The organism is Pusillimonas noertemannii, from assembly GCF_003096595.1.
GTDB lineage: Bacteria > Pseudomonadota > Gammaproteobacteria > Burkholderiales > Burkholderiaceae_B > Pusillimonas > Pusillimonas noertemannii.
Window position 1 is genome coordinate 15,752 of record NZ_QEKO01000011.1, and the last position, 25,755, is coordinate 41,506.

The 25,755-nt window shown below is 64.1% G+C and carries 24 protein-coding genes; 4 read left to right on the forward strand and 20 right to left on the reverse strand.

Annotated features, from left to right (window positions below; translation table 11 throughout):
• Positions 1 to 42: 42 nt before the first annotated feature.
• The 3 genes from C7440_RS19040 (at position 43) to C7440_RS19050 (ending at position 2,391) form a co-directional block, all read left to right on the forward strand.
• The gene (locus C7440_RS19040; protein WP_116519586.1) at positions 43 to 840 is read left to right on the forward strand and encodes an AraC family transcriptional regulator; all 798 of its coding nucleotides are present in this window, start codon (positions 43 to 45) and stop codon (positions 838 to 840) included.
• 51 nt (positions 841 to 891) lie between these two features.
• Positions 892 to 1,521 carry a cob(I)yrinic acid a,c-diamide adenosyltransferase gene (locus C7440_RS19045; protein ID WP_116519587.1) on the forward strand — a complete coding sequence of 210 codons (630 nt, stop codon included), beginning with the start codon at positions 892 to 894 and terminating at the stop codon, positions 1,519 to 1,521.
• A gap of 210 nt (positions 1,522 to 1,731) precedes the next feature.
• The gene (locus C7440_RS19050) at positions 1,732 to 2,391 is read left to right on the forward strand and encodes a cysteine hydrolase family protein (protein WP_116519588.1); all 660 of its coding nucleotides are present in this window, start codon (positions 1,732 to 1,734) and stop codon (positions 2,389 to 2,391) included.
• Positions 2,392 to 2,654: 263 nt separating this feature from the next.
• On the opposite strand, the gene C7440_RS19055 is transcribed toward C7440_RS19050, so the two are convergent.
• From C7440_RS19055 to C7440_RS19085, 7 genes are all read right to left on the reverse strand, one after another.
• Complete coding sequence (locus tag C7440_RS19055; protein WP_116519629.1) at positions 2,655 to 3,722, reverse strand: copper resistance protein B; 1,068 nt, start codon at positions 3,720 to 3,722, stop codon at positions 2,655 to 2,657.
• 17 nt (positions 3,723 to 3,739) lie between these two features.
• Positions 3,740 to 5,602, reverse strand: coding sequence for a copper resistance system multicopper oxidase (locus C7440_RS19060; protein ID WP_116519589.1), 1,863 nt, complete (start codon positions 5,600 to 5,602; stop codon positions 3,740 to 3,742).
• Entirely contained in the window at positions 5,599 to 8,739 is a 3,141-nt protein-coding gene (locus tag C7440_RS19065) for an efflux RND transporter permease subunit (RefSeq protein WP_116519590.1), read from the reverse strand. Before C7440_RS19065 ends, C7440_RS19060 begins: the two co-directional genes overlap by 4 nt.
• 14 nt (positions 8,740 to 8,753) lie before the next feature.
• Positions 8,754 to 10,019 carry an efflux RND transporter periplasmic adaptor subunit gene (locus tag C7440_RS19070; protein WP_116519591.1) on the reverse strand — a complete coding sequence of 422 codons (1,266 nt, stop codon included), beginning with the start codon at positions 10,017 to 10,019 and terminating at the stop codon, positions 8,754 to 8,756.
• Positions 10,016 to 11,176 carry a TolC family protein gene (locus tag C7440_RS19075; protein WP_243410980.1) on the reverse strand — a complete coding sequence of 387 codons (1,161 nt, stop codon included), beginning with the start codon at positions 11,174 to 11,176 and terminating at the stop codon, positions 10,016 to 10,018. Before C7440_RS19075 ends, C7440_RS19070 begins: the two co-directional genes overlap by 4 nt.
• Positions 11,177 to 11,468: 292 nt before the next feature.
• Positions 11,469 to 11,822 (reverse strand): hypothetical protein, encoded by a 354-nt coding sequence (locus C7440_RS19080; RefSeq protein ID WP_116519593.1) that lies wholly within the window; start codon positions 11,820 to 11,822, stop codon positions 11,469 to 11,471.
• 88 nt (positions 11,823 to 11,910) lie between these two features.
• Positions 11,911 to 12,492 carry a toxin-antitoxin system YwqK family antitoxin gene (locus tag C7440_RS19085; protein ID WP_165832650.1) on the reverse strand — a complete coding sequence of 194 codons (582 nt, stop codon included), beginning with the start codon at positions 12,490 to 12,492 and terminating at the stop codon, positions 11,911 to 11,913.
• Between the two features lie 177 nt (positions 12,493 to 12,669).
• Between C7440_RS19085 and C7440_RS20220 the strand changes: the two genes are divergently transcribed.
• Entirely contained in the window at positions 12,670 to 12,804 is a 135-nt protein-coding gene (locus tag C7440_RS20220) for a glycine zipper domain-containing protein (protein WP_257215401.1), read from the forward strand.
• Positions 12,805 to 12,893: 89 nt separating this feature from the next.
• On the opposite strand, the gene C7440_RS19090 is transcribed toward C7440_RS20220, so the two are convergent.
• The 13 genes from C7440_RS19090 to gspG form a co-directional block, all read right to left on the reverse strand.
• A complete protein-coding gene (locus C7440_RS19090; protein WP_116519595.1) occupies positions 12,894 to 13,388 on the reverse strand; it encodes a DUF2501 domain-containing protein in 495 nt (164 codons plus the stop codon).
• Between the two features lie 243 nt (positions 13,389 to 13,631).
• Positions 13,632 to 14,960: an amidohydrolase family protein gene (locus C7440_RS19095; protein ID WP_116519596.1), complete on the reverse strand. Its 1,329-nt coding sequence runs from the start codon at positions 14,958 to 14,960 to the stop codon at positions 13,632 to 13,634.
• A 171-nt stretch (positions 14,961 to 15,131) separates the two neighbouring features.
• Positions 15,132 to 16,337, reverse strand: a complete 1,206-nt coding sequence (gspF, locus tag C7440_RS19100; RefSeq protein ID WP_116519597.1) for a type II secretion system inner membrane protein GspF — start codon at positions 16,335 to 16,337, stop codon at positions 15,132 to 15,134.
• 25 nt (positions 16,338 to 16,362) lie between these two features.
• Positions 16,363 to 17,784 (reverse strand): type II secretion system ATPase GspE, encoded by a 1,422-nt coding sequence (gspE, locus tag C7440_RS19105; RefSeq protein WP_116519598.1) that lies wholly within the window; start codon positions 17,782 to 17,784, stop codon positions 16,363 to 16,365.
• Positions 17,781 to 20,243 (reverse strand): type II secretion system secretin GspD, encoded by a 2,463-nt coding sequence (gene gspD, locus C7440_RS19110; protein ID WP_116519599.1) that lies wholly within the window; start codon positions 20,241 to 20,243, stop codon positions 17,781 to 17,783. The genes gspE and gspD overlap by 4 nt, the downstream gene beginning before the upstream one ends.
• Before the next feature lie 14 nt (positions 20,244 to 20,257).
• Positions 20,258 to 21,022, reverse strand: a complete 765-nt coding sequence (gspN, locus tag C7440_RS19115) for a type II secretion system protein N (protein WP_116519600.1) — start codon at positions 21,020 to 21,022, stop codon at positions 20,258 to 20,260.
• On the reverse strand, positions 21,019 to 21,609 hold the full coding sequence (gene gspM, locus C7440_RS19120) for a type II secretion system protein GspM (protein ID WP_116519601.1): 591 nt from the start codon (positions 21,607 to 21,609) through the stop codon (positions 21,019 to 21,021). Before gspM ends, gspN begins: the two co-directional genes overlap by 4 nt.
• Complete coding sequence (gene gspL, locus C7440_RS19125; protein WP_165832651.1) at positions 21,606 to 22,571, reverse strand: type II secretion system protein GspL; 966 nt, start codon at positions 22,569 to 22,571, stop codon at positions 21,606 to 21,608. Before gspL ends, gspM begins: the two co-directional genes overlap by 4 nt.
• A 71-nt stretch (positions 22,572 to 22,642) precedes the next feature.
• On the reverse strand, positions 22,643 to 23,542 hold the full coding sequence (gspK, locus tag C7440_RS19130; RefSeq protein WP_243410981.1) for a type II secretion system minor pseudopilin GspK: 900 nt from the start codon (positions 23,540 to 23,542) through the stop codon (positions 22,643 to 22,645).
• Positions 23,539 to 24,240 carry a PulJ/GspJ family protein gene (locus tag C7440_RS19135; RefSeq protein ID WP_116519604.1) on the reverse strand — a complete coding sequence of 234 codons (702 nt, stop codon included), beginning with the start codon at positions 24,238 to 24,240 and terminating at the stop codon, positions 23,539 to 23,541. The genes gspK and C7440_RS19135 overlap by 4 nt, the downstream gene beginning before the upstream one ends.
• Positions 24,237 to 24,608: a type II secretion system minor pseudopilin GspI gene (gspI, locus tag C7440_RS19140; protein WP_116519605.1), complete on the reverse strand. Its 372-nt coding sequence runs from the start codon at positions 24,606 to 24,608 to the stop codon at positions 24,237 to 24,239. Before gspI ends, C7440_RS19135 begins: the two co-directional genes overlap by 4 nt.
• Entirely contained in the window at positions 24,601 to 25,179 is a 579-nt protein-coding gene (gene gspH, locus C7440_RS19145; RefSeq protein WP_165832652.1) for a type II secretion system minor pseudopilin GspH, read from the reverse strand. Before gspH ends, gspI begins: the two co-directional genes overlap by 8 nt.
• Positions 25,151 to 25,576 carry a type II secretion system major pseudopilin GspG gene (gspG, locus tag C7440_RS19150; RefSeq protein ID WP_017523553.1) on the reverse strand — a complete coding sequence of 142 codons (426 nt, stop codon included), beginning with the start codon at positions 25,574 to 25,576 and terminating at the stop codon, positions 25,151 to 25,153. The genes gspH and gspG overlap by 29 nt, the downstream gene beginning before the upstream one ends.
• Between the last annotated feature and the right edge of the window lie 179 nt (positions 25,577 to 25,755).

Here is a 25,755-nt window from a genome sequence, read left to right on the forward strand (position 1 = left end):
ATGTGCGACATGAGGAATGAAAGGGCATCCGCAAAGAGCAAGATGGCGCGTTCCATTGACAACACCGAGCTCGCGGGCTTGAAGCGGCTTCCGCGCCCGCTTTATGGGCATGTGGAATCGCTGTCGAACCGGGTCATCGGCCATCGCCACAGCCATCCCTGGATACAGGTTTCGTACGCCGCGCGCGGCGTGCTCGAGGTAGCCACGGGCAGTGCTCGATTCGTCGCCTTGCCTCATCGCGCCATCTGGGTGCCCGCTGGCGTTTCCCATCAGGTTTATGCGTCGCGGGACACGCAGATACGCAGTCTCTACGTCGACCCCGAAGCGGTGAACAGAAGCAGCAATGCATGCTTTGTACTGGAAGTCAGTGAACTGTTGCGCGAACTGATCCAGGCGTTCAGCGAAATGCCCGAAGACTATGCATTCGAAGGGTCCGATGGTAGGCTTGCCGCCGTGCTGCTCGATCGATTGGCCGCGGCGCCGGCCACTACATTGGCGCTGCCATGGCCTTCCGAACCGCGCATACTGGCAATATGCCAGGCCTTGCAGGCGCGGCCAGCCGCGGGCGACTCGCTGGACGACTGGGCCCAGCGGCTGTCGGTGTCGCGCAAGACGCTCAGTCGTTTGTTCCTGCGGGAAACAGGCCTTGGATACCGTCAATGGAGGCAGCGGCTGCGTCTGATGCATTCCTTGCCGCTGCTCGAGCAAGGGCAGTCCGTTACCAACGTGGCCTTCGACTGCGGCTATGAAAGCGTTTCGGCTTATATTGCAGCGTTCAAGGCTCAGTTCGGGCGTACGCCCGGCGAATTCTTTCCCGTGGCAGGTGCGGCGCGAGCCTGAGCTTGCGTAAAGCGTGCCGGCGCATGCCGGCCGGCATAGGACGACAAAATCATGACTACACGACTTTCAAGAATCACCACACGCACCGGCGACCAGGGTACGACAGGCCTGGGGGACGGCAGCCGCATCTCCAAGGACGCGCCCCGCATCGCGGCAATGGGCGACGTCGACGAACTCAACAGCATGTTGGGCCTGTGGCGCGCTGAAAGCCTGCCGGCCGGCATCGATGCCTTGCTGGGACGCATACAGAACGACTTGTTCGATCTGGGTGCCGAATTGTGCATTCCGGGCCATGTAGCGGTATCGGCGCGGCAGGTACTGTTTCTGGAAGAAGCATTGGAGCGCTACAACGCGGAATTGGGCACGCTGAAAGAGTTCATCTTGCCGGGCGGCTGCCGGGCCGCGGCCCTGGCGCACGTGGCGCGCACCGTATGCCGGCGTGCCGAGCGCTCGGTGGTGGCGATGGAAGCGGCCGAGCCCGCGCAAACAGGCGATGCTGCATCGGGCCTTGAGCATGGCGCTGAACCGTGTGCGGAAGAGGGCAAGCATTTGGCGGGCATCGTGAACGAGCCGCTGAAACAATACCTCAATCGACTGTCCGATCTTTGCTTCGTATTAGCCCGGGCACTGAACCGTGCCGCCGGCCAGCCGGACGTCCTGTGGAGCCGTCAACCGGGATGATTCGCTAGACGGTTAGGACAGCTGTTGCTTGATACACGGTGCGCGTAAACCCCAGTTGTCAGAGATGGAAAAAAGCTTCTAATGTCTTAACGTGACCATAATGTGAGCATTAGCGGGGGAACTCGCGCATAGCTACACCCCACAATTTTATTTCTTGCTCACGCCAGCACCCGAGTTACACAGGGTGACCTTAATTCAGGAGTAGCGCACATGAGCAACACAGAAATACTCAGCACGCTGAAAGAAATCGCGGATCCGAAACATTCAGCGCTGATTATTATCGATGCGCAGCATGACTTTTGCTCTGAAAAGGGAGCAATGGCACAGCGCTTTGGCTTCGATATGAAAGAAATCCGCGAAGCCGTTCCCCGTTTGAACAAACTAATCGAAGTCTGCCGCGAGGCAGGCATTTTCGTAGTATGGGTGCGGGAAATATTTTCTGATAAACGTATGCACAGCAATCAGAAATCAATTTGGGGTGGCGGCGATGATATCTGGCTGATTCCCGAGGGTGGAAAGGGTACAGACTGGTATGAAGGAATGATTAAGCCGCTTGATAGTGAGCCCGTAGTTACTAAGTGGCAATATGACGCCTTCCAGGGCACTGACCTTGAACGCCTGCTTCAGGCTAACGGGATTAAGACGCTACTGATGACGGGCTTCACCACCAACGTCTGCGTTGAATCCACTGCCCGGCACGGTTACGAGAAAGGCTACTACATCGTTCTAGCGTCTGACTGCTCGGGTACGCCCACACCGGCTGAGCACGAGGCTGCTGTCTTCAACATCCAGACTTACTATGGAAAGGCTGCCAAAAGCGCTGAGCTCATGGAACTTTGGCAGAAGGGGTCCATGAAAAAAGTGGCTTGATGTTGTAGTAATCGCGACTTGTCTAGTTCAGTTCCAAGAGCTTCAGGGTCTGAACTTGCGCTGACAAATGACGTATAATGTATATTATGTAAAGTAATGGATTTTGATGTTTGGTAAGGGATCTCCTGGGCCGAGTTGGTCGACGCCGCCTGTTCATTGTTTGTGCGGCGTCGTACCCTGCTTAGTCCAGGTCCCGGATGCTGTCGCCGGACAGCGAAAGCCTTCAATTCCGCCGAGATCGATCGACAATGGCGGCCCGGCCGTCAAAAACGAAAGCTCAACCCGGCGACGAAACGAGTCTGCTGCCGCGATTCGCCGGCGGCTCGCGCGTAGTCCGCCGTCCTGCCGAATTTGCCGGCCCATTCCACGCCAATGTATGGAACCAGCTGGCGCGTTATTTCGTGCTTGAGCCGCAAGCCGGCCGTGACGTCGGCCAGGCCGCTTCCAATTTGCCTCGCTTCGTCGTCTTTGCTGTATAGGTTCATTTCAACCGCGGGTTGAAGATAAAGCTTCTGGCTGAGCAGAATGTCGTATTCCGCGTGCAAGCCCAGCGCTGTCCTGCCGCCGGGGCCGACATAGGCGGTGGCATCCACTTCGAACCAATACGGTGCAAGCCCTTTTATGCCGAATGCAAGCCATTGCCTGTTGGGCGCTCCGTGGTCGTGGTCGAGCCGAAGGCCCAGCTCTGTGTCCCAATAGGCAAAGGCGGCATGGCGCCACAGCAATTGCGTTTCCGAGTGCCGCAGCTTGCCGCCGGCGACTTCGCCTTCGGCCTTGACCACGGCCCGGTTGTAGGTGCCGCCGTACCATGCTTCGCCTTCGTAGGCACCCCACTCTTCGCCTTGCGCCCTGACATGCTCGAAGCGGTCGAACTGGACCGAGCCGAAATAATGCGTGTCGGACATGTGCGAGGCTTCGGACGGCGGCAGGGAAAACTTGCCCGCATTGCGTACGTGTCCGCCCGAATAAGCATCAGGGTCTCGAGCGTTCGCCGGCGTGGAGCCGCCCTGCATCGGCATGTCGCCGTGGTCCATGGAGCTTGCCTCCTGGCTGGCCTGATCCATATCGTGGCCCATGCTGCTCGCGCTGTGATCCATTAGATTGGCATGGCCGGTGTGTTCCACGTCGTTGCTCGCGTGAGCCTGGGGCCCGGCCGGTTCAGCGTAGATGCCGTGCGTGGAATGCTCCGCGTGTTCTGTGTGGCCGGCGTGACTGGCGTGGCTCGCATGGCCTTGGGCAAAAGTCGTGGCCGGCAAGCCAGCGGCCACGGCCAGCGGCGCGGCCAGCAATGCCTGTCTCAGGCGATGTTGTATACCTTGAAGGCCTGACATTTGATAAATAGCTTTCTTCATGCCACCACCACTTCGCGGAACATTCCGGAGTCCATATGCAGCATCAGGTGGCAGTGCCAGGCCCAGCGCCCCAGGGCGTCGGCCGTAACCTGAAAGCTGATGCGTTGCGCCGGCTGCACCGGGATGGTGTGCCGCCTGGCCTGGAAGCGGCCGTCAGCCGTTTCAAGTTCGCTCCACAGCCCATGCAGGTGCATGGGATGCGTCATCATGGTGTCGTTGTGCAGGATGACCCGCAGCCTTTCGCCATAACGGAAATGTACCGGGGTCGATTTGCCGTATTCGACCCCGTCGAATGACCAGGTGTAGCGTTCCATATTGCCGGTCAGGTGCAGTTCGATTTCGCGCTCGGCGCCGCGCGGGTCCATGGCGCCGCCGATGGTATGCAGGTCCGACAGCGTAAGCACCCGCCTGCCGTTGTTCCGTAAACCCACCCCCGGATCGTCAAGGTTATTGCGCGGCATGTCCACCCGCATGTCGGTGCTGGGACCATATTCGGTGCTTGCATGGCGCACTTCAAGGCCGGCGCCCTCGCCCGCCATCTCGTCGTGATTCATGCCGTGAGCGGCACTGGCATGGTTCGCACTGTGCATGCTGTTGTGGCTTCCTCCAGGCGTGGCGCCACCATGACCCATTGCAGCGTGGTTCATTCCATGCATGCCAGCGTCGTGAGCCATTCCACCGCCATGGCCGCCGCCTGCTCCGCCCATCGCGCCCATCATGTCGGCCATGGAGAGCCACTCGGGCGCATCGAGCGCAGGGACCGGGGCGTCGAGCCCGGCACGTGCGGCCAGTGTGCCGCGTGCGTAGCCGGTGCGATCCATGGACTGGGCATAAATGGTGTAGGCCTCGTCTTTCGGATGCACCAGCACGTCATAGGTTTCGCCCGGGCCGAATCGCAGTTCGTCGACGGTTACCGGCTCGACATTGACGCCGTCGGCCTGCACGACCGTCAGGCCCAGGCCGGGAATGCGCACATCGTAGAAGGTATGGGCCGACCCGTTGATGAGCCGCAGCCGAACCCGCTCGCCGGGCCGGAACAACCCCGTCCAATTGCCGGCGGGCGTGGTTCCGTTGAGCAGGTAGGTGAGCACGTCGGCCGATAGGTCGGCCAGGTCTGTGGGGTTCATGCGCATTTCATTCCACATCTTGCGCTTGTCCAGCGCCGCCCCAAGGCTTGTCTGCGAGACGTCGCGGAAGAAATCCACGGCCGTGGGCCGGTTGTAGTTGTAATAGTCGCCCTGCATCTTCAATTTGGCCAGCACCCGCATGGGGTCTTCGTCCGTCCAGTCTGAAAGCAGCACGACGTGTTCACGATCCGCGCGTATGAGGTCTGGGCCTGCAGGGTCGATGATGATGGCTCCATACAGCCCCATGGCTTCCTGCATGCCCGAGTGCGAATGGTACCAGTAGGTGCCGCTTTGCCGCAGCTTGAAGCGATAGGTAAAGGTTTCACCCGGCGCTATGCCGGCAAAGCTGATGCCGGGAACGCCATCCATCTCGAAGGGCAGGATGATGCCGTGCCAGTGAATGGAGGTGGTTTCCCGCAGGCGGTTATGCACGCGTATCGTCACGGTGTCGCCTTCGCGCCAATGCAGGGTGGGCGCAGGCAGCGAGCCGTTGACCGTAATGGCGGTGCGCCGGCTTCCCGTGAAATTGACAGGCGATTCGCTGATGACCAGATTGAATTCAGTGCCTTTTAGAATGGGCGCAGCCCCCGCATCCGCGCGATGCAAAGGCATGCCGCCCGCTTGTGCGTAGGGCGTCAGGCCCGCAAGCAGGCCGCCTACGGCAAGGCCTTGCACGAAACGGCGGCGGGATATAAGCGGTACGGGTAGGGTAATGGCATTACGGCGTTTCACGAGCGGGTCTCCTGTGCGGCTGCGCGCCGGTGGCTGAGTTCATACAGTATGGGAAGCACCAACAGCGTCAACAAGGTTGATGAAACAATCCCCCCTATCACTACGGTGGCCAGCGGCCGCTGTACCTCGGCGCCGGTTCCGGTGTTCAGCGCCATCGGTACGAAACCCAGCGAGGCCACCAAGGCCGTCATCAGCACGGGTCGAAGGCGGGTCAGCGCCCCTTCGCGAATAGCCGCCGAGAGCGCCATCCCCTCTTCCCGCAGGCCGCGGATGAAGGACAGCATGACCAGGCCGTTCAGCACCGCCACCCCCGACAGGGCGATGAAGCCCACCGCCGCCGAGATGGACAATGGAATGCCGCGCATCCAAAGCGCCACGATGCCGCCGGTGAGCGCGAAAGGAATGCCGGTAAACACCAGCAGGCCGTCCTTGATGTTGTTGAACATCATGAACAGCAGGACAAACACGAGCAGCAGGGCCACCGGCACGACGAGCTGCAGGCGGGACGTCGCCGACTGCAACTGTTCGAACGTACCCCCCCACTCCACCCAGTACCCCGCCGGCACCTGAACCTGGCCCTGCATGCGCTCTTGCGCCTGGGCGACGAATGAGCCGATATCGCGTCCGAGCACATTGGAGGAAACGACCACGCGGCGCTTGCCGTTTTCCCGGCTGAACTGGTTGGGTCCGACGGTCGTTTCCAGGGTGGCGATGGAGCCCAGGGGAATCTGGTTGACGGTGCCGCCGCTGCCTGGCAAGGCAATGGGCAGTTGCCTGATCGCGTCCTCGTCGGCGCGAAGCGTGTCGGGCAGCCGCACCACCATCGCGAACCGGCGGTCTCCCTGGAACAGCGTGCCCGCTTCTCGGCCGCCTATGGCCACCGCCACCGCATCTTGCACCTCTTGCAGCGAGAGTCCGTAACGCGCCGCCTGTGCCCGGTCGATGGAAATCGTCAGGACAGGCAAGCCAGTGGTCTGTTCGACATTGACGCCGGATGCCCCCGGTATTTGCTCGAGCACCTGGGCAATCTGCGCGGCGGTGGAATCAAGCACCTCCATGTCGTCGCCAAAGACCTTGACGGCCACGTCTGAACGCACGCCCGAGATGAGCTCGTTGAAGCGCAGCTCGATGGGCTGGGAAAACTCGTAGTTGCTGCCGGGCAATTGCGCGGCAGAAGCCTGCACTTGCCGTATGAGCTCTTCGCGAGGCAGTTTCGGGTCGGGCCACTGGCTTTTGGGGCGCAGCATGACGTAGGCGTCCGATATATTGGGCGGCATGGCGTCCGAGGCCACTTCGGCCGTTCCGGTGCGGGCGAATATGCGCTCTATCTGCGGAAACTCCGCAAGCAGCTTGCGCTCCAGCTGCTGCTGCATTTCCACGGACTGCGTCAGGCTGGTGGCGGGTACGCGCAAGGCCTGGATGGCGAAATCGCCCTCGTTCAGGCTGGGTATGAACTCGCTGCCCATGCGCGCCCCGATCAGGCCCGACAAGACCACGGCCACCAGCGCCATGGCCAGTACGACGGGCTTGTTGGCCATGGCCAGGTTCAAGGCGGGCCGATAAGCGCGCTTGGCGGCGCGCATGAAGGCGCTTTCTTTTTCGGTAACACGCTTGCCGATGAAAAGCGCCACGGCGGCCGGCACGAACGTTACGGACAGGATCATGGCGCCCAGCAAGGCCGTGACGACGGTGAAGGCCATGGGCGTGAACATCTTGCCTTCCACGCCAGTCAGGGCAAAGACCGGCAGATAGACGATCATGATGATGGCCTGGCCGAAAACCAAGGGGCGGCGCACCTCTTTCGACGCGGCGAACACCTCGTGGAACCGCTCCGAAAGCGTCAGGGAGCGCCCAAGCCGGCCTTGGGCATGGGTCAGGCGCCTGATGCAGTTCTCGACGATCACCACCGCGCCATCGATGATAATGCCGAAATCAAGCGCGCCCAGGCTCATGAGGTTGGCGCTGACTTTGCCAGTGACCATGCCCGTGAAGGTGAACAGCATGGCCAGGGGAATGACAAGCGCCGTCAGCACCGCCGCGCGGATGTTGCCCAGGAACAGGAACAGCACCACGATGACCAGAATGGCGCCTTCCAGCAGGTTTTTCTGTACGGTGGCAATGGCTTTGTCCACCAGTACGGTGCGGTCGTACACCGTTACTGCGCTGACCCCGTCTGGCAAAGAGCGATTCACCTCTTGCATTTTGCGGTCTACCGCATGGGACACCGCCCTGCTGTTTTCGCCCATCAGCATGAACGCCGTGCCCAGCACGACTTCGCGGCCATTCTCGGTCGCCGCGCCGGTGCGCAGCTCCTTGCCCTCGCCCACCGTCGCGACATCCTCGATGCGAATCGGGCTGCCCGTCTGGTTGGCGATCAGGATTTGCCCGATTTGTTCGACCGACTGCAGCTGTCCTGGCACCCGGACAAGCGCCTGTTCTCCATGGTGCTCGATATAGCCCGCGCCGAAGTTGCTGTTGTTCCGATCGACGGCGTCCAGGAGATCTTGCAGGGTGAAACCATAGGCGCGCAGCTTGGCTGGGTCGGGCGCAATCAAGTATTCCTTCGCGTAGCCGCCTATGGTGTTGATCTCTGTCACCCCGGGAACATTGCGTAGTTGGGGCTTGATGACCCAGTCCTGGATCTCTCGCAGATCGGTGGGCGTGTAGGCGGTTCCGTCGGGCTTCAATGCGCCCTCGTCCGCCTCGACCGTCCAGAAGTAGATTTCACCCAGGCCGGTCGATATCGGCCCCAGCGCGGGGGTCATTCCGGGCGGGAGCTGGTCCTTTGCGCCTTGCAACCGCTCGTTTACCAGCTGGCGGGCGAAATAGACGTCCGTGCCCTCTTCGAAGATCACGGTGATCTGCGAGAGCCCGTAGCGGGACAATGAGCGCGTTTGCTCAAGCTTCGGAAGCCCGGCCATGACGGTTTCAAGCGGATACGTGATGCGCTGTTCGACCTCCAGCGGCGAATAGCCCGGGGCCGGCGTATTGATCTGAACCTGTACGTTGGTGATGTCGGGAACAGCGTCGATGGGCAGGCGCTGGTAATTGAAGATGCCCAGTGCGGCCATGCCCAGCACGGCCAGTATGGTCAGCCAGCGCTGCTCGATTGAAAAACGGATAATGCGTTCAAACACGGTTCTTCCTTTTTTCAGTGGCTATGTGAGGCGCTGCCCTTGCCCAGCTCGGATTTGATGACGAAGCTGTTGTCCACGGCGTATTGCGCGCCCGCTTTCAAGCCGCTCAGCACCTCGACCGCAGCCGCGTCCTTTCGGCCCACGGTAATGGGCTGCGCGACGAACTCGTCGCCATGCCGAACGAAAACCACCGTCTCCTCGTCCAGGGTGTGAACGGCCTGGGGTTTGACTGCGACGGGCACCTCTTCTTCCGAAGACGGCAACTGCACCGTGACAAACAGTCCTGGCCGCCACGACCCTTGGGGATTGCTCAGGCTGACCCGGGCCGAGGCGGCCCGATTCTGCCGCCCCAGCAATGACCCGACATGGAAAATCGTCCCCTCCCCTCGCGAGGCAAAGGCCGTGGCGCCCACGATTGCCTTGCCGCCGACACGGACGGCGCCCAAGGCGTGAGCGGGCACCATCACGTCCGCCCATACCGTCGAGAGATCGGAAATCTTGAAAATCGGCGTGTCCGCGGCGACGGTTTCACCTAGGGCGATGTTCTTTTCCACGATGGTGCCGTCAAACGGCGCCTTGACTTCAAGCCGGCTGAAGCGGCCTGTTTCTCCCGCGTCGGCGCCCAGCGCCTGAAGCTGTTCCAGCGCGTCCGCCGCCGCAATCTGTGCTTCTTGCAACTGCTGGCGGGCCAAAAGGTAGTCTTGCTCGGCCGATATTTTTTCCTGCCATAGCTGGCGCTCGCGGCTGTACGTCGTGTTGGCCAATGCCAGCCGCCTTTGCGCAGCCCTTAGCGCGCTACGCCGCTCCGACAGTTCGGGGCTGGCCAGCACCGCCAGGACATCGCCTTGCTTGACTTCCTGTCCGAGCTCGGCCGGCACTTCCCGAACGATGCCTGCCAGGCGCGGCACCAGCTGGGCGGTACGGTTGGCGTTGAAAGCGATTTCACCGGGCAGCTGAACGAACACCCCGATGCGGGCGGGCCCCGCCGTGGCCAGCGTTATCCCGGCCGCGTCGATTTGCGCCTGGGAAAAGGCGATTTCGCGTTCATGGCTCGCGCCATGGCCACCATGCTCGTCATTGCCGGCGTCTGTTTCCGGGGAAGAGGCTTCCTGCTGCGAGGCCGGGGCATGCTCGTGCCCATCGTGGCCCGACTCCTCATGCCCTGCCCTGCTTCCCGTCATTATCAGCGTGCCCAGCAGCGCACCCACAAGAACGATAACGGCGACCAGCGCCGCCTGGGTCGGGCGACGGCGCGAGCCCGTTTGGTTTGGTGTGTTCATGAGTTGCGTCCAAGAATGCGATCAATTTGTGCAAGGGCCTGATAGGCGTCAGACAATGCGGACAAGTGCCGGGCCGTTGCCTGAAACAAGGTTCGTTGTGCGTCCAGCACCACGGTGAAGTCGAACTTTCCCGCTTCGAAGCCGCGTTTGGCGCGAGCAAACGCCGTATTGGCACTGGGAAGAATTTCCGCTTCCAGCCTGCGCACGGCGCTCTTGGCCAGATCGAATTCGCTGGCTGCTCTTTGCAGTTGCGCCTGCAGCTGGGTTCTCAAGCCCAGATAGTCGTCCCGGCTCTTGTAGACGAGCATGGAGGCTTCATAGACATTGCCCTGGTTCCGATCGAAGAGCGGCAAGGGTACGGAAACCCCGACAAGCATCTGGTTACGTCCGAGCTCGTTGTTGCGAACGACTCCTGCACTGACTTCCAGGTCTGGGTAACGCTTGCTTTTTTCTACTGCAAGCTGCGCTTGGCTTCGGTCGGAGGCGAGGCGCGCCGCCTGCAGTAAAGGAGACCTCTCCAGCGCCGCGGCCAAGTCGTCCAGGCCGGGGCGGTTCGATGGTGCTTCGATTGCTCCTTCGGCGCTTGTGAACGTGGGCATCGATTCGCCCCATAGCGTCGAGAGTTCGCGCCGGGCGGCCTGCAAGGTGCTGTGCGCCTGTTCGGCTTCCAGCTCGGCATTGGCCAGTTCGACGTGTGCCCGGTCCGCATCGAGCGGGGCGACCTTGCCCGCTTCCACACGCTTGGCGGCGATGCGCTGCGCGTCCCGTGCAATGCCGACGGCCTTGGCGGACAAGGCCACCCTTTCCTGGGCGATCAGCACCTCGAAAAATGCGGCTACCGCTTGAGAGCGCACGTCGGCGCGTGCCTGCTCGGCCTCTTGCCTTGCAATGTCGCGGGTCAGGCTGGCCGCGTCGATGCGCGCATCGCGTTTCCCGCCCAGTTCTATGGGCAAGCTCAACGTGGTGGTCGTAGTGCGCGAGGCCTTTTGCGAGGTGTCCTCGACTTCGATGCCCAGCACCGGATTGGGCCGGCTTCGGGCCTGCTGCACGACGCCGTCCGCGGATTGTGCTGTGTGGCGCGCCGCCGAAAGAGCGTGGTTGCCGTCCAGCGCGCGCTGGACCGCCTGCTCCAGGGTCAGGGGCGCTGCGTTTTGCATTTGTGCCGGTTCACCGGGTCGATGAAGTGGAGGCAGGGACTGGGCCGATGCTGAGGCCCCAATAGCCATGGCGGCTGCGAGATGTAGCAATGTACTGCGCATGGAATCGCTCCAAGATAGTCTGTTGACGTACTTGTTGTGTGAGCAGTACCGGGAAAGCGCAGGGGCCAGGCCGTCAGGATTTACGGCATGGAGAGTCGAAGGGATTCTTTCGACAGCTTATGCGGCCCTTCCCGGCTGCTGCGGGAATGGCGGAGCGATGCGGTAAAGAAGAAAGACGCGCCGATCCGCTTCAGGCGGCCGGCCATTTGGGCCGCTCGGGCCTGTCGAACACCGACTGGGGAGCGTGGCTTGCCTCGCGGGCTTCAAGAGAGACGCTCAATGGCAGGGGGATGTGCAGCTGGGGAAAGGCGTCGATGATGGTCAGCGCATGCAGGCTGCAAAACCTGTCTTCGTGGTGGACGCCTGCCGTGTCGGCGGGGTCGGTGTCGCTGGCCTGTGCCTGCGGGGCTTTGCTGTGGCCCGCCGCGGGACATGTCGTATGCAGGCAGGCATCGTGTTCTTGCGGCATGTAGGCGCTGACCACCCCCCAGGAAGCCTGGAGGGGCATGAGCACAAGCAGAAGGATGAACACGAGCTTTTTCATTGATGCAGCGATTGTACTTGGTTTCGGCACCCTCTTCCGATAAGCCTGCATCGAGGTCCAGGCAAAATGACAAGGCCGTGCGCGGACATCAGGGCAGGCGGCGCGACCCGTCAGGGTAGAAGCCCTGCTCTTGGCCGGCCACGCCGTTCGCACCGATTTTCTTCTCGGAAACCAGCTGGCCCGAAGCGTCGTAGGTTTGCTCGGCCTGAAGCTTTCCGTGCTCGTCGTAGAAGCGATGCAGGCCCACCCGCTTGAACTGACCTTGCATGACGCCGCTGGCCTGCGGCAGGCCCAGGTCGGAAAAGTACTCGACGTAGTCTCCCGGCGGCCCCTTGGGGTCGCGCAGCGCCTGGTTGACGTGCTTTTCGCGAACCTGGCCGTTCATGTACCAGAATGTTGCGCGCATCTGCGTGCCGTTGAGGAATTCCTGGTCGCGCAGCGGGCTTCCGTCCTGCGTCCATTCGCGTTCTGTGGCCTTGCGTTCGTTGCCGCTGGCCTGCTCGATGACTTCGTAGATGAGCTGGCCGTTGGGAGCGTATTCCTTGCGATGTTCGCCGCCCGAAATCGGCTTGACCACGGCTTGGCCGGCAAGCGAAGGGTTTACTTCAGCGCCTGCCGCCGTGGACAGCAAGGCGAATGTAAAGGCTAGGACGAGGCTTCTGGCATGCATTCGGAATCGCTCCCGTGGATCCATTGCGAAAGTCCACACTATATACCGCCTTTTTTTCCGGAAACAATTCCTCAATGCTGCGTGTGGCCTGCGTCCCTATCATGTAGGGATCAGGCGTTGACCTAAAGGGGCGCAAGCCACAGCTTGAGCCGATTTGGCAAGCAGGATGGAGCCATCATGAATTGGGGAATCTGGATCGCCGTCGGCGTAGGCATAGGCGCCGCGATTGGCAGTGCCATCGACAGCATGGGCACGGGCATCGGCATGGGTATCGGAATCGGCATTGCCCTGGGCATTGCGGCGAAGCACTGACGGGCTTGCGCTTCAGGTTTGCGCTTCAGCCTTACACGCTCAACACTGGTGACGTGGGTCATCTTGGTTTCCTCTTCGACAGCGGCTTATTACAGCAGCGAAGACGCGTTATCCAGCACGTAGCTGCAGGCCTTGTCTTTCAGGTCGCTCTTGAGCTTGCCCAAGTCAAACGAACTGCCGTCGCTGCCCGACAGCAGGCCGGCCAGGCCTTGCTGGTAGCTTGTGTCTTGCTGCTGCTCTTGCGGCGTGCCCAGCCCGACCTTGTCGAGCAGCTTGTCCTTGACGTTCGAGGCATCGGCGCCGCCCAGGTATTGGTTCTGGATGCAGTACTGGAGCACCCCCGCCGCATTGCCGGCCGTGTCGCCGCCGATGCTGGGCAGGCCCAGGGCCGAGCCCAGGCCGCCGATGTCGCCCAGGGAGCTCAAGGCCGAAGTGGACTGTGAAGAAGTGGAGGCGCTACCGCCGCCCAGGGCCCCCGCCGCCTGGCTCTTGATGCTGTCCATCAGGCCCGACGACCACGCGGGCGTCGCCAGGGAAACAGCCAATGCCGATGCCAGCAAGACAGTGTGCAGGGTCTTCTTCATGGTTTTCCTTTCAATCACACCAACAGGTGCCTGGCTTTCGCGCCATGCAGGCATGATATCGCAGCGAATGGGACGGGTTGGGGCGATGAAGGAAACTTTTGTAACCACTCGAAAACCAGCAGTAAATGACCTCTGTACGGGAGGAGAGCCAGAATGGCTCGACCCATGCACATCTTCTGCACCAGGGGGGAGACGGCGCGCCGTCTCCCCCATTTTTCGGCCGCGGCCAAGGCCGCCGGGCCGCTACTGATTCGCGTAGGCGTCGGCCACGCCGCGCTTCAACTCTTCAAGGTCAGCCTTGGAAAAGTAGCGTCCTTTCAGGAACACGCCGTCGATCTTGGCCAGGTTGTCGACGCTGTCGAGCGGATTGGCATCCAGCAGCACCAGATCGGCATTCTTGCCCTCTTCCACCGTGCCCATGCTGGCCTGGCGGTTCAGGAATTCAGCCGGATTCAGTGTCGTCGTTTGCAGCACTTCGAGCGGCGACAGGCCCGCGGCAGCCAGTTCCTGGAATTCCTGTTGCAGGCTGAAGCCGGCTATGAGCCAGATGCCGCCGATATCCGAGCCGGAGAGCACCTTCACGCCGCTGCGTTGCATGAGCAGGGTGGCGCGCTTTTGCAGCTCATAATAGTTCTGCAAAGTCGTGACGGCGTCGGCCGGCAGGGCCGAGAACATATCCCCCACTTCGTTCCAGTTCGCGCGCCTGGACCCTTCTACATAAATAAGATTTGGATCCTGCCTATAGAGCGGGTCGTTGCCCCAATCCTGGGTACGCAGCCGGATGAGCGAGGGTATCTGCCATGTGCCGTTGTGCACGAAGGCCTGGCTGAGCGCCTCGCACGTATTCTCGTCGTAGGTGTCCAGGACACGCTGGTAGAACCTTGCATTCTGGTTGCCGTCGTACGCTCTGGGGTTCAAGATGAAATGGGCCATATTGATGCCCGACGGCCGGTAGCCTTGCGCCAGGAATTCCGTGCGTATGTCTTGGGCCTGTGTCGAGCAGTCCACCAGCAATCCCATTCCCGCGCCCAGGTGGTCTATGTAGGGCATGCCACGGTTGCTCGCGTCAAAAGTGCTCTCGGCCGGGTTGAGATGCGCCTCGCCTCCGGCGAAGATGGCTTCGGGCGCGTCGACGAGGCCCGCCGCACTATCCGCGTTCAACTGCGCGCCCCGCTCTTCGCTAGCGAGATCCTGGTCGCGAAACGCGGTGACGCCGTTGGCGATCATCAGCGGGAAGAAGTTGGGTTGCAGGTCGATGGCTTCCATCACGTGCGTGTGCATGTCGATGTAGCCCGGCACGACGTATTTGCCGGAAGCATCCACCTCTTGCGCTGCACCCGTCGCACGCACCCGCTCGCTGGTGATGGTCTGGATTTTTCCACCGTCCACGACGATGGTTCTGCCTTGCTGCAGCGAGCCGTCGCGTGTATCAACGATGGTTGCGTTGCTGATCACGAACCCGTGCTCCACCTCGGTTGCGCTGTCGCCGCTGCTGCCGCAGGCCGCCAGCAGCGAACTTGCCGCGGCTACGCAAAGCACGCCTGAAAGGCGCTTCTTGAGCTTCACAGTCATGGTTGTCTCCGTTTTTTATGTACGGCTAGTGTGGGTCTTGGAGACTTATGCGTCTATATAATTGAAGTCATTGTTTCTATGCACTGTGTTCATAGTGCATGTGCACGCCGGGCGGCGCGCCAATGTCTTTCAAGGGGGAGGCGCGCCGGATGCTGCCGACGCGCGAGCCGGCTATTGCACCAGCTGGTTGATCTCGATGATAGGCATCATCACGGCCAGCACGATCACCAGCACGATGCCGCCCATGATCAATATCATCAGCGGCTCGAGAACGGCGGTCATGGTCATGGCGCGTCGCTCCAGTTCTAGCGACAGCACGCCGGCGGCGCGGTCCAGCATGGCCGGCAGTTCGCCCGTCCGCTCGCCGCTGCCCACCAGATGGATCAGCAAGGGCGGAAACACTTTTTGCGCCTGCAGGGCCTGGGCCAGCGGGCTGCCCTCGCGCACGCGATGAGTGGCTTCGTCGACGGCGGCCTGCAGCTTGCGATTCTTCAGCGTTCGCCGCGAGGCGTCCAGGGCCGTAAGCAAAGGCACGTTGCTGCCGGTAAGAATGGCCAGCGTGGCGGCAAAGCGCGCCACGTCCACGCCCATGGCGTAGCGCCCGAACACGGGCATGCGCAGCACGCGGGCATGCCAGGCCAGGCGCGCCGCGGGGTTGCGCAGGCTCAGGCGCCACAGCGCAAACAGCGCGGCCAGGCAGATTGCCGTCAACAGCCCCCAGTCGCGCACGAAATCGCTCGAGGCGAGCATCATGCGGGTAAGCAAAGGCAGGGTCTGGTGGGCCTGGGTGAAGGCGCCCACCACCTGCGGCACTACATAGCTGAGCAGGAAGATGACGATGCCGATGGACACGATCGTGACGATGATCGGGTAGATGAAGGCGGTGAGCACCTTGTTGCGCAAGGCGCCGCGCGATTCGATGTAGTCGGCCAGTTTTTCCAGCACCTGGGCCAGGTCGCCCGACTGCTCGCCCGCGTCGACCAGGGCACGGTAGATTTCAGGAAAGTCGCGAGGATGGGCCGCCAGGGCCTCGCCCAGGCGGTGGCCGGCGCGCACGTCGTCGCGCACCGCCGCCAGGGTCTGGGCCACGTGGCGCCGTTCGGCCTGTTCAAGGGTGGCCTTCAAGGCGGCCTCGAGCGGCAGGCGGGCGGCCAGCAGGCTGGCCAGCTGGCGGGTCAGCCAGCCCAGGTCTGAATCACTTATCTTGGCGCCGGCCGACCAGCCCTGCCCCGTTCGCTTGCGCGTCTCGCGCACCGAAAGCGGCAGCAGGCCGCGCGCGCGCAGGGCCTGGCGCGCGCTGCGTTCGCTGTCGGCGTCGATCATGCCGCGATCGCTGCGGCCGGTGGCGTCGACGGCTTCGTACTGGAAGGAAGGCATGGCGTGCTCCGTAAGGCCCTGTGCTTCAGGCGTCGCGCGTGACGCGCGCGACCTCTTCCAGCGAGGTGACGCCCTGCTCCACCCAGCGCTGGGCGTCCTGGTTAAGGCTGCGCATGCCGCCCTGCTGCGCCGTGCGGCGCAAGGCGTGCTCGCCCTCGTCGTTGTGGATCATGGTGCGCAATGTGTCGTCAAGTACGAAAAGCTCGTGCACCCCCGTGCGCCCGCTATAGCCCGTATGGCCGCAAGAGGCGCAGCCGCCCGGGTTCCAGGCCGAGGTGCCGTCTTCTTGCGTTGTCTTGCAGTGCGGGCACAGCTTGCGCACCAGGCGCTGGGCCAGCACCCCGCGCAGCGTGGAGGCTAGCAGGAAGGGTTCCACCCCCATGTCGGCCAGGCGGGTCACGGCCGAGACGGCGTCGTTGGTGTGCAGTGTGGCCAGCACCAGGTGGCCGGTCAGCGAAGCCTGCACCGCGATCTGGGCGGTTTCCAGGTCGCGGATCTCGCCGATCATGATGACGTCGGGATCCTGGCGCAGTATGGCGCGCAGCGCATTGGCAAAGGTCAGGTCGATGCGGGCGTTGACCTGGGTCTGGCCTATGCCGGGCAGGTCGTACTCGATGGGGTCTTCGACCGTGAGAATGTTGGTGGTGGTGGCGTCGAGCCGGCCCAGGGCGGCATACAGCGTGGTGGTCTTGCCGCTGCCGGTGGGGCCGGTGACCAGGAAGATGCCGTGCGGCTGGCGAATAAGGGAATCCAGGCCCTGCAGCACGTCGCCCGCCATGCCCAGGCGTTCCAGCTGCAGGCGCCCGGCCTCTTTGTCGAGCAGGCGCAGCACGGCGCGTTCACCGTGGCCGGTGGGCAGGGTCGAGACCCGGACGTCGATGGGCCTGCCGCCCACGCGCAAGGCGATGCGGCCGTCTTGGGGCAGGCGTTTCTCGGCGATATCGAGGCTGGCCATGATCTTGATGCGCGATACCAGGGCGTTGTGCAGCGCGCGGCGCGGGCTGACGATGTCGCGCAAAGTGCCGTCCACCCGGTAGCGCACGACCGAGTGCGTCTCGAAGGGCTCGATATGGATGTCGCTGGCGCCGTCGCGAGCCGCCTGCGTGAACAAGGCGTTGATCATGCGGATGATCGGCGCGTCGTCGCTGGTCTCGAGCAGGTCTTCGATCTCGGGCATGTCCTGCATCAGGCGGTCGAGGTCGATCTCGCTGGCCGCGGCGTCCACGATCTCGGCCGCGTCGCCCGTTTGCGCATAGGCGGCGGCCAGCAGGGTGTCGAGCTCGGCATCGCTTACCTCGCGCACCGGCAGCGTGCCGTGGCGGCGGCGTATCTCGGCCAGCGCCCAGGCGGGCGTGCGCTCGGAAACGGTCAGCGAGGCGCCCGATGCACCGGTCTGTATCAGGGCCCGATGAGCGCGGGCCCAGGCATAGGGCAGGCGCGAGATCATAGCGGGCCGAGCGGGTCGTTGGGCTCGGGCCGCATCGGCACGGGTATGGCCTGCGTCTGCGGGGCCTCGGGCTGGGGCGCGTCGCGGTTGAAGCCGCGCAGGTCAAGCAAGCCTGTGCCCGGGTCGCGCTGTATCTCGGGCAGCTTGGCGGCCGTGGCGCCGGGCACCAGCCACGAGGCCCGCACCGGCAGGCCGGCTTGCGCCGCGCGCATGTAGTTGTAGCGGTCAAGCGTCAGGCTGGCGCCGTCTTGCGCGGTGCGCACGATGTGCGGCCGCAGGAACACCATCAGGTTGGTCTTGCTGCGCCCGCGCTTCTGGTACTTGAACAGATTGCCCAGTATGGGAATATCGCCCAGCAGCGGCACCGAGGTGGTGGAGTCGTCGACCGTGTCTTCCAGCAGGCCGCCCAGCACGATGATCTGCCCGTCGTCGACCAGCACATTGGTTTCCAGCGCACGTTTACGGGTGATGATGTTGCCGCTGGACCCCTGGGTGGGCAGCGTGGACGAGGGATCGATGCTGCTCACTTCCTGGTACAGCGAGAGCTTTACCGTGCCGCCTTCGGAGATCTGCGGGCGTATGCGCAGGGTAAGGCCCACGTCTTCGCGCTGCACGGTCTGGAAGGGGTTGCTGGCGCCGTCGCCCGTGGTGGTGTATGAACCCGTCACGAAAGGAACGGTGCGGCCCACGATGATGCTGGCCTGCTCGTTGTCCAGCGTCATGAGGTTGGGTGTGGAAAGAATATTGACCCCGCCCTGCCTTTGCATGGCGCGCGCCAGCACACCCAGGTTAAGCAGTTGGGTGCCCAGCACGTCGACCGTGCCCTTGACCACGCCCAGGTTCAGGCCCGAGCCCAGCGCATCGATGGTGGTGCGTGAATTGGCCAGGTTGGTGCCGATGCCGGTGCCGCCCAGGTTGGCGCCGCCAAAGAACGAGGTGCCGCCGTCGGCAATGCTGTCGCCGCCTGCCATCCACTGCACGCCTATTTCGGCGGCGTCTTCGGCGTTCACTTCCACGATCAGGCTTTCGATCAGCACCTGGGCGCGCCGCTGGTCGAGCAGGTCGATCACTTCGCGCAGGCTGCGGTACAGCGGGTCGGGGGCCGAGATAATCAGCGTGTTGGTGGTGGGGTCGGCCTGTACGGTGGCGCCGCCCGCCGAGAAGGCGACCGACTGCTGGTTGCCCTCGCGGAAATCAGGCATGGAGGCGCCCATGCCCGCGCCCGTGCTGGAGCCGGAGCCGGAGCCTGTGGTGCCGGAGGCCAGGTTAGAGGCGAAAGCCCCCTGCAGCGCCGAGGAATTGCCGGTTCCGTCCATGGCGCTGTCGAGCACCGAGCTGCTGTCGGAAGAGCCCGAGCCGCCCTGCCCCGACAGCGCGCCGCGCAGCACTTCGGCCAGGTGGGTGGCCTGGGCGTTGCGCAGATAGACCACGTGCAGGTTGCCGGCACGCGATTCGGGGCTGTCGATCTGGCGGATGAGATCGCGGGCCAGCTTCAGGCGCTCGGGCGTGCTGGCCCGCACCAGAACCGCATTGCTGCGCGGATCGGCCACTATGGTGGTCGACTGCGCGGCCTGGTCGCTGCCTGTCGAGGCCTGCAGCAGCTGCTGCGCCAGGGCTGCGACATCAAGCGCCACCCCGTACTCGATGGGGATGACGTCGGTGTTGATGGCCGTGGGCGTGTCGATGCGCGAAATGACTTCGGCCACGCGGTCGAGATTGTCGGCGTAATCGGTGATGACCAGGGTGTTGTTGCCGGCGTGCGCGGCAATGGTATTGTTGGGCGCCACCATGGGGCGCAGTATGGGCACCAGGGCCGTTGCGCTTTCGTAGCGCAGCGGGAAGACCCGGGTGACCAGTTCGCCGCCCCGCGCCGCCTGGTCGCTGGAAACCACCGGGCCGCCCTGCAGCTTGGCGTCGGCCTCGGGCACCACGCGGCTGACGCCGTCCACGTCTATGACGGCAAAGCCCTGCATGCGCAGCGCGCCCAGCAGCATGGAATAGGCGGTGTCGGCATCGACCGGTGTGTCGGAAACCAGGGTGAGCTGCCCTCTTACGCGCGGGTCGACGACGAAGTTGCGCCCCGTGAACTGCGCCAGCGCCCGCACTACCCCTTGCAGGTCGGCCTCGTTGAAGTTGAGCGTGGTGCGCTGGCCCTGGTTTTGCGTTCCTGTTCTGGGTGCGGGAACGTCGTCTTCATAAGTGGGCCGTTGCTTTATGGGCGGCAAGGCGCGCGGCCGGCGCTGTTGCGAGGCATCGGCGTGTTCTGAATACGGCTGGGCCCTTTGCGGCGTGTCGGAGCCCACCGCGGTATAGGCCACCATCGGCGAGCCGCCGGACTGCATGCCGGCATCGGTGGCGCATCCGCCCAATGCCAGGGCAAGCATCAATACCGGCAGGCGCAGACGATGCCCCGCAAGGTGCGTGGACGGGCTTTCGGGGCTTCGAGAAAAAATGGTCATGGCAACAGTATTGGCTAGCGTATTTTCAAAAGGGTTTGGCTGTCTGGGCCGGTGCTGGGCCCCATGGCGGCAAGCAGTCCCTGCAGGGCCGCATGTGTGTCGCCGCTGGCGGACTCTTCGACCCAGGCCTTGCCGTCGAACTGAGCGCGCGAACGCGACAATGTGCCGGCCCCTTCCATCATCAGGGGGCCGCGGCTGGTCGCCAGCGCCAGCGCGATGGCATCGCTCGAACCTGGTTTCAGCACAAGAGTGTAGTCGCCCATGGGCCGCACGCGCGTCAGCGACGACGATGCGTTGCGCCATTGGGCCGTGAGCAGCGGCGCGTCGTCCTTTGACGAAGGCATGCCCGGCCCCAGCACAAGCTGCGGCCAAGAGAGGTGCACTTCGCCGCCCGGGTCGAGCGTGTTGAACAAGGCATGCACGGTGGTAAGCACCGAGGCGGGCAGCTGCAGCGACTGGGCCGAAAGGCGCAGGCCGTTCCAGGCGGGTGACAGCGCAAGGGGGCCGCGCAGCCATGGATGGCTGATGACCAGGCGCGGGCCGCCGTCGAAGGCCAGGCGCCATTGCACCGGGTCGGGCAAGGTGCGCCGCAGGCCGCCCACGCCCACGGCAACCGTGGCGCTGGCCGACCACATGGTGCCCGAAGCGTCGGTGACCACCACCGGAGACGACTCGGGGATGAAGGCCATGGCCCAGCGGGCTGGCAGCGACCACAGCGCCGCGGCAACGAGCACTGCAACGAGCAGCGCGATCCAGGCGAAGCGAAGGCCGCGCATCATCGGGGCTCCTTCGAGGGCATGGCCAGCACGATGGTGCCCGTAAGCTGCCCCGGCCGGTCACGCCCGTCGACGACGCTGCGCTCGAGCGTGGCCTGCCGGGTTTGCACCTGGGCCACGAAGGGAAGGCTGGACAGCCACTCGACAATGCGTCCCGCCGGGGCATTGTTGAAGCGAACCTGCCATTGGGCCTGGCCGGCCTCGGCGTCGGTGTGCGGACCGAACTGGGCCAGGGCATCGAGCCCCGCGCTGCCCAGGCTGGCCCGCAGCGCCTGCTCGGTTTCTTCGGCCGACATGGCGCCGGAACGGCCCCGGTCCAGCGCCTTGGCCTCGAGGATGACGGCGTTGAGACGGCTTGCCTGCGCCTGTAGCGCGGGCAACTGGCTGTGGGCGTTGTCGATGCTTTCGAGCGCCGGCTTGAGGCCGGCCGTCCAAAGCAATGCGACCCCCAGCAGCAGCGCCCCGCCCTTCAGCAGCTTTTGCTCGCGTGGCGTGCGGCGCTGCCAGGCCTCGCGGGCCTGTGCGGCAAGAGGCTCGAACCGGGCGCGCGAGGCTTGTTCGAACCTGGACCAGTTGTTGGCAAGGCTCATGAAGCCTCCTTGCCGTTCTGCGCGGCGGCCGGCCTTTTGGCCCGCCACACGTTGGGCTGGGCCTCGTCTTTTTCCAGCACCACCCTTTGCACGGCGGCCGACTGGGCTAGCGCGGCTTCATTGGTGGGCGGCGCATAGCCGTCGGCCAGTGTCAGGGTAAGCACGCCTGCCTGGTACTGCAGGCCTCGCACGTGACCCTGGGCGAAATCCAGCACCTGGGCGGCGGCCAGGGCCAGCGGCATGAAGTCGTCGTCGGCGCTGACGCCCTGCGCCAGCCGCAGCGCGTCGCGCTGGTTCTGCGCCTGGCGCAGCGGATCGATGACGACTGGTATTTGCGGAAAAGCCTGGGTTACGGCGTTTCTCATGTCGCGCTGCAGGGTGTCCACCTCGCCCTGAAGGCGGCTGGCGTATCCATTGAGGCCAACTATCCATACCGCCGCGGCCGCCGCGCCCCACCCTGCCGCCTTGCGCCAGCGCCCTCCCGCCGAGGCCGGACGCAGACTGTCGTGGGCGAGCGACCAGGCCGGCAAAGGCGCCAGCCATCGCGGCCCGGCCGGCAGCTGCAGCGGCATGTCGGGATGGAAGTCGCCGGCCGGCAGGGCCAGGGCATGAGGAATGAATGCGGCGACATCCAGCCGCGCCCCGGCCAGCAGCGCCCAGGCATCGGCTAGCGGCCGGCGCGCTGTCCAGGCGACGGCAACCCGGCCGTCGGGCAGGCGCGGCCCGTGCGCCACGCACAACTGCTCGACATCGGACAGGACCATGGGTTCGATGCTGCCCACCACCGCGGCCTGCAGGCGCTGCGCCGACACGGGCGGAACCGTGACCTCGGCCACGATGGCGTCGTCGGGATGAAGAATGGCGTATACGGGCTGCGAGCCGGCGTGCGCGCCCAGCTGGGCGGCTGTCTGCTCGCCCGAGCGCGCGGCGCGCCCCTCGCGGTCGACCTGGACGAAGGCCATGGGCGTTTCCGGCGAGAGGTGTTGTAAAGGTGGCAGGGCCAGGCGCAAATGCTGTTTCATGTTGTTGATTATCAATAGGTCACCCAGCGGACCGAGGCGAGCCCCTGGTTGCTGCGGTGAAGCAAGGCGCGCAGCCCGACCAAGGTAGCCCCTACGGTAACCTCGCCGGTAACGCGAAACCAATTGCTGTTTACGCTTATGCGCTGCCCGGCGTTTTTATCCCGGCTGCGCACGCGATTGACGAAATCTCCTCGGTTGGTGAACCACAGGCCCTTGTCGCGCTGCACGACCAGTTCGCGCGCGCCGGCCAGGCCCAGTTCGGGCACCACCGCGCCCAGCACCTCGGCCGAGGCCGTATTGGCGTTGACGGTGGTGGCCACGGGCAAAACCGTGATGAAAGGCTGCAAGGCATCCATGACCCTGGGCGTGAAGCCTTCCAGCGAACGCAGGTCGTCGATGCCAAGCAGCCCCACCGCGTGCGGCACGCCGTCTTCGCCGGGCTGCGAATTGGCCACGCGCCGGGCCATGATCGTGGCCAGGTCGGAATCGATGTCCAGCCACTGCAGCAGGCTTTCCAGCGCCTGGACCTCGTCCGGCTTGATGCGCGCCCCTTCGGCCAAATTGCGTAGATTGTATTTGCTTTGCTCGTCTTCGATCTGTCCCGAGAACAGCGCGCGGTCTGGATCCTCGGCCGTGCCCACGGGCAGGCCGATGATGGGCCGGGCCCAGATTCCGTCCAGGCGGGTGGTGGGACTGTTGCGGGCGTCCATCAGCAGCACCACGCGCGACCAGTCCAGCCCTCCCCTAAGCAGCCATGCCGCCTGGGCGCGATCGCGCTCGGTGATGAGAATGTTCGCCATCAGTCCCTGACGCTCGATGACCGAGGTGGCCAGGGCCGATGCGGCCACGACCACGAGCAAGGCGGCGATGACGGCCATGCCGCGCTGGCGAAGGCTTGCTTGCGGCCTCATGGCAGCACCACCACTTTGCGATAGGGCTTGTCGCTGGTCGGGTCTTCGCGGTACAGCGAGATCTCCAGGCCGCTTGCCACCGAACCCGAGGCCTGCGTATTGGCGCCCGTGTTCGTTTCGGGCTGCGCGCTGGATTCGGCCTGGACAGTACCGATCACGCTTTCCCTCGTTGCACTGGGGGGCTCCACCCAGCCGCGCCCAGCCTGCCACATTTTTACCGACAGCCCCTTGACGTGCTCCAGGACCACGACCTCGGTCTCGGCCGCCGGCAGGGGCAGCAAATAGGAAGGTGCCCCGACGGCCCGGACGAGGGCCCCGTCCTTCAGGTACCAGCGAAGCTGCTGCCACAGTCCGTCGCCCGCTGCGCGCACCAGGCTCAGACCGCCGTCGCGGTCCCAGGTGATGCCGGGCGGCATGCGTCCCGATGCGCCGGCGGAGCCCGTTGCGGCATTGGCCGCGGCGGAAAGCGAGTTCGGCAGCACATCGGCGCCGGCATGCAGCAACAGGTCGCGCTCGATCTGGCCCAGTGCGCGCACCATCGAAAGGGTTTCCTCGGCGCGCTCGTCCAGGCGCTCGCCGGTGCGCTGTACCGCGTCCAGGCCCCGCCACGAAATCAGGCTGACCAGCGCCATCAAGGTTAGCGCGACCAATACTTCGATAAGGGTGAAACCCTGCTGGACCCGGCAAGCGTGTTTCATCGGACTCGGGTCACAAGGCCATCCAGCTCGGACAGCACCGGACCGTCGGCGAGGCTGACGCGCACGGTGATGCGGCGAAAGTCGGGATTGGGCGTGCCCTGCACCACCTGCTCGCAGCGAAAGCCAAGCGGGCCCTGCGGGCATGGCTGGGTGCGGCGCCCCACAGCGGGGAAGACGGCCTGCAGTCGCACTTCGGAAAGAAAATTCTGCGCGGCCTGCTGGGCAAGGCTGCGTTCCTGCATGCCGCGCACGCCGCTGGCGCCCACGCCCAGGGCCCGCACGCAGGCTGCAAGCGCCACGCCCGCAATGGCCAGCGCAACCAGCACCTCGATGAGCGTGAAGCCGCGTTGCCGGCCGGGCTTAGTCATGCTCCACCACGAAGCGCCCGTTGCCCAGCCGCGAGAGCACGACTGTCTGGTCGCCCGACGCCAGTTCCATCCGCATGGGGCCGGATATCCAGTCGGGCCCGAAGACCAGGCGGTCTTCGGGCTGGATGCGGACTGTGACGGGTTCTTCGGAGGACCACTCGCGGGGCCGCAATACCGTGCTGGCGCCCAGCCCGGTGTCCTGTACCTGGTGGCTTCTGGCGGCCATCCGCGCCGGCAAAATTAGCCTGCGTGGAAGCCGTGTAAATTGATAGCCCTGGCCGTTGTGCTGCCAGACGATGGCCTGCCCGCTGGCCCGGGCCTCGACCTGGGCGGCGGTGAACAGCTGCGCCAGCCGCATGGCGTCCTGGCGCAGTGCGCGCGCACCGGTGTTGCCAAAGGCCGAAACGCTGGCCATGGCAGTGGCGATGCCGATGATGACCAGCACGATCATCATCTCGAGCAGGGTGAAGCCCTGCTGCCCGCCTGAGCGCGCCGTGGCGCTGGCTACGCGCCGGTCCGAGGGGGCAAGGCGCCGCCAGCGGCTAGCGGGCCCAGGAACCGATGTCGGCATCGACGCCTTCGCCTCCGGCTTGCCCGTCGGCGCCCAGCGAAAATACGTCAATTTCGCCATGCACCCCGGGATTCAGATATTGATAAGGGGTGTTCCAGGGATCGTTGGGCATGCGGTCCATATAGGCAGTTCCCTTGTCTTTCCCGCCCACCAGCGCGCCCAGGCCCTGGTCGGTAGAGGGATAGCGCCCATGGTCGAGGCGGTACAGCTTGAGCGCCTGCATGATGGCGCCGATGTCCTGCTTGGCCGCGACCACGCGCGCCTGGTCGGGGCGATCCATGACATTGGGCACCACCAGCGCGGCCAGCACGCCCATGATGACCACCACGACCATGATTTCAATAAGGGAGAAGCCCCGCTGGACCGCCGCGCGCCGCTGGCGCGACGCCGGGAACATGAGTGGGCGCAGCCTGGAAGAAAAGAAATTGCCTGTCATTGCGATGAAAACGAAACGATCCGGCGCCAGGTGACTGTACAGCCGGAATATGAATAGATTAGATACATTCGAGGGTCGAAAGCATGCTACTCGTCGTCAAATGTCCGAGTCAATGATATTTATCATTTTCATTCTGTCAA

Bases quoted from the DNA above. Each gene is read 5' to 3' on its own strand.
- gspL (WP_165832651.1), bottom strand. From the start codon at position 22,571: ATGGCCTTCGTCCAGGTCGACCGCGAGGGGCGCGCCGCGCGCTCGGGC.
- C7440_RS19050 (WP_116519588.1), top strand. From the start codon at position 1,732: ATGAGCAACACAGAAATACTCAGCACGCTGAAAGAAATCGCGGATCCG.
- C7440_RS19075 (WP_243410980.1), bottom strand. From the start codon at position 11,176: ATGCAAAACGCAGCGCCCCTGACCCTGGAGCAGGCGGTCCAGCGCGCG.
- gspK (WP_243410981.1), bottom strand. From the start codon at position 23,542: ATGAGGCCGCAAGCAAGCCTTCGCCAGCGCGGCATGGCCGTCATCGCC.
- C7440_RS19080 (WP_116519593.1), bottom strand. From the start codon at position 11,822: ATGAAAAAGCTCGTGTTCATCCTTCTGCTTGTGCTCATGCCCCTCCAG.
- C7440_RS19135 (WP_116519604.1), bottom strand. From the start codon at position 24,240: ATGAAACACGCTTGCCGGGTCCAGCAGGGTTTCACCCTTATCGAAGTA.
- gspG (WP_017523553.1), bottom strand. From the start codon at position 25,576: ATGTTCCCGGCGTCGCGCCAGCGGCGCGCGGCGGTCCAGCGGGGCTTC.
- C7440_RS19040 (WP_116519586.1), top strand. From the start codon at position 43: ATGGCGCGTTCCATTGACAACACCGAGCTCGCGGGCTTGAAGCGGCTT.
- C7440_RS19095 (WP_116519596.1), bottom strand. From the start codon at position 14,960: ATGACTGTGAAGCTCAAGAAGCGCCTTTCAGGCGTGCTTTGCGTAGCC.
- C7440_RS20220 (WP_257215401.1), top strand. From the start codon at position 12,670: ATGAATTGGGGAATCTGGATCGCCGTCGGCGTAGGCATAGGCGCCGCG.
- C7440_RS19085 (WP_165832650.1), bottom strand. From the start codon at position 12,492: ATGCATGCCAGAAGCCTCGTCCTAGCCTTTACATTCGCCTTGCTGTCC.
- gspM (WP_116519601.1), bottom strand. From the start codon at position 21,609: ATGAGCCTTGCCAACAACTGGTCCAGGTTCGAACAAGCCTCGCGCGCC.
- C7440_RS19070 (WP_116519591.1), bottom strand. From the start codon at position 10,019: ATGAACACACCAAACCAAACGGGCTCGCGCCGTCGCCCGACCCAGGCG.
- gspH (WP_165832652.1), bottom strand. From the start codon at position 25,179: ATGCCGACATCGGTTCCTGGGCCCGCTAGCCGCTGGCGGCGCCTTGCC.
- C7440_RS19045 (WP_116519587.1), top strand. From the start codon at position 892: ATGACTACACGACTTTCAAGAATCACCACACGCACCGGCGACCAGGGT.
- gspF (WP_116519597.1), bottom strand. From the start codon at position 16,337: ATGCCTTCCTTCCAGTACGAAGCCGTCGACGCCACCGGCCGCAGCGAT.
- gspD (WP_116519599.1), bottom strand. From the start codon at position 20,243: ATGACCATTTTTTCTCGAAGCCCCGAAAGCCCGTCCACGCACCTTGCG.
- gspN (WP_116519600.1), bottom strand. From the start codon at position 21,022: ATGATGCGCGGCCTTCGCTTCGCCTGGATCGCGCTGCTCGTTGCAGTG.
- gspI (WP_116519605.1), bottom strand. From the start codon at position 24,608: ATGACTAAGCCCGGCCGGCAACGCGGCTTCACGCTCATCGAGGTGCTG.
- C7440_RS19090 (WP_116519595.1), bottom strand. From the start codon at position 13,388: ATGAAGAAGACCCTGCACACTGTCTTGCTGGCATCGGCATTGGCTGTT.
- gspE (WP_116519598.1), bottom strand. From the start codon at position 17,784: ATGATCTCGCGCCTGCCCTATGCCTGGGCCCGCGCTCATCGGGCCCTG.
- C7440_RS19055 (WP_116519629.1), bottom strand. From the start codon at position 3,722: ATGTCAGGCCTTCAAGGTATACAACATCGCCTGAGACAGGCATTGCTG.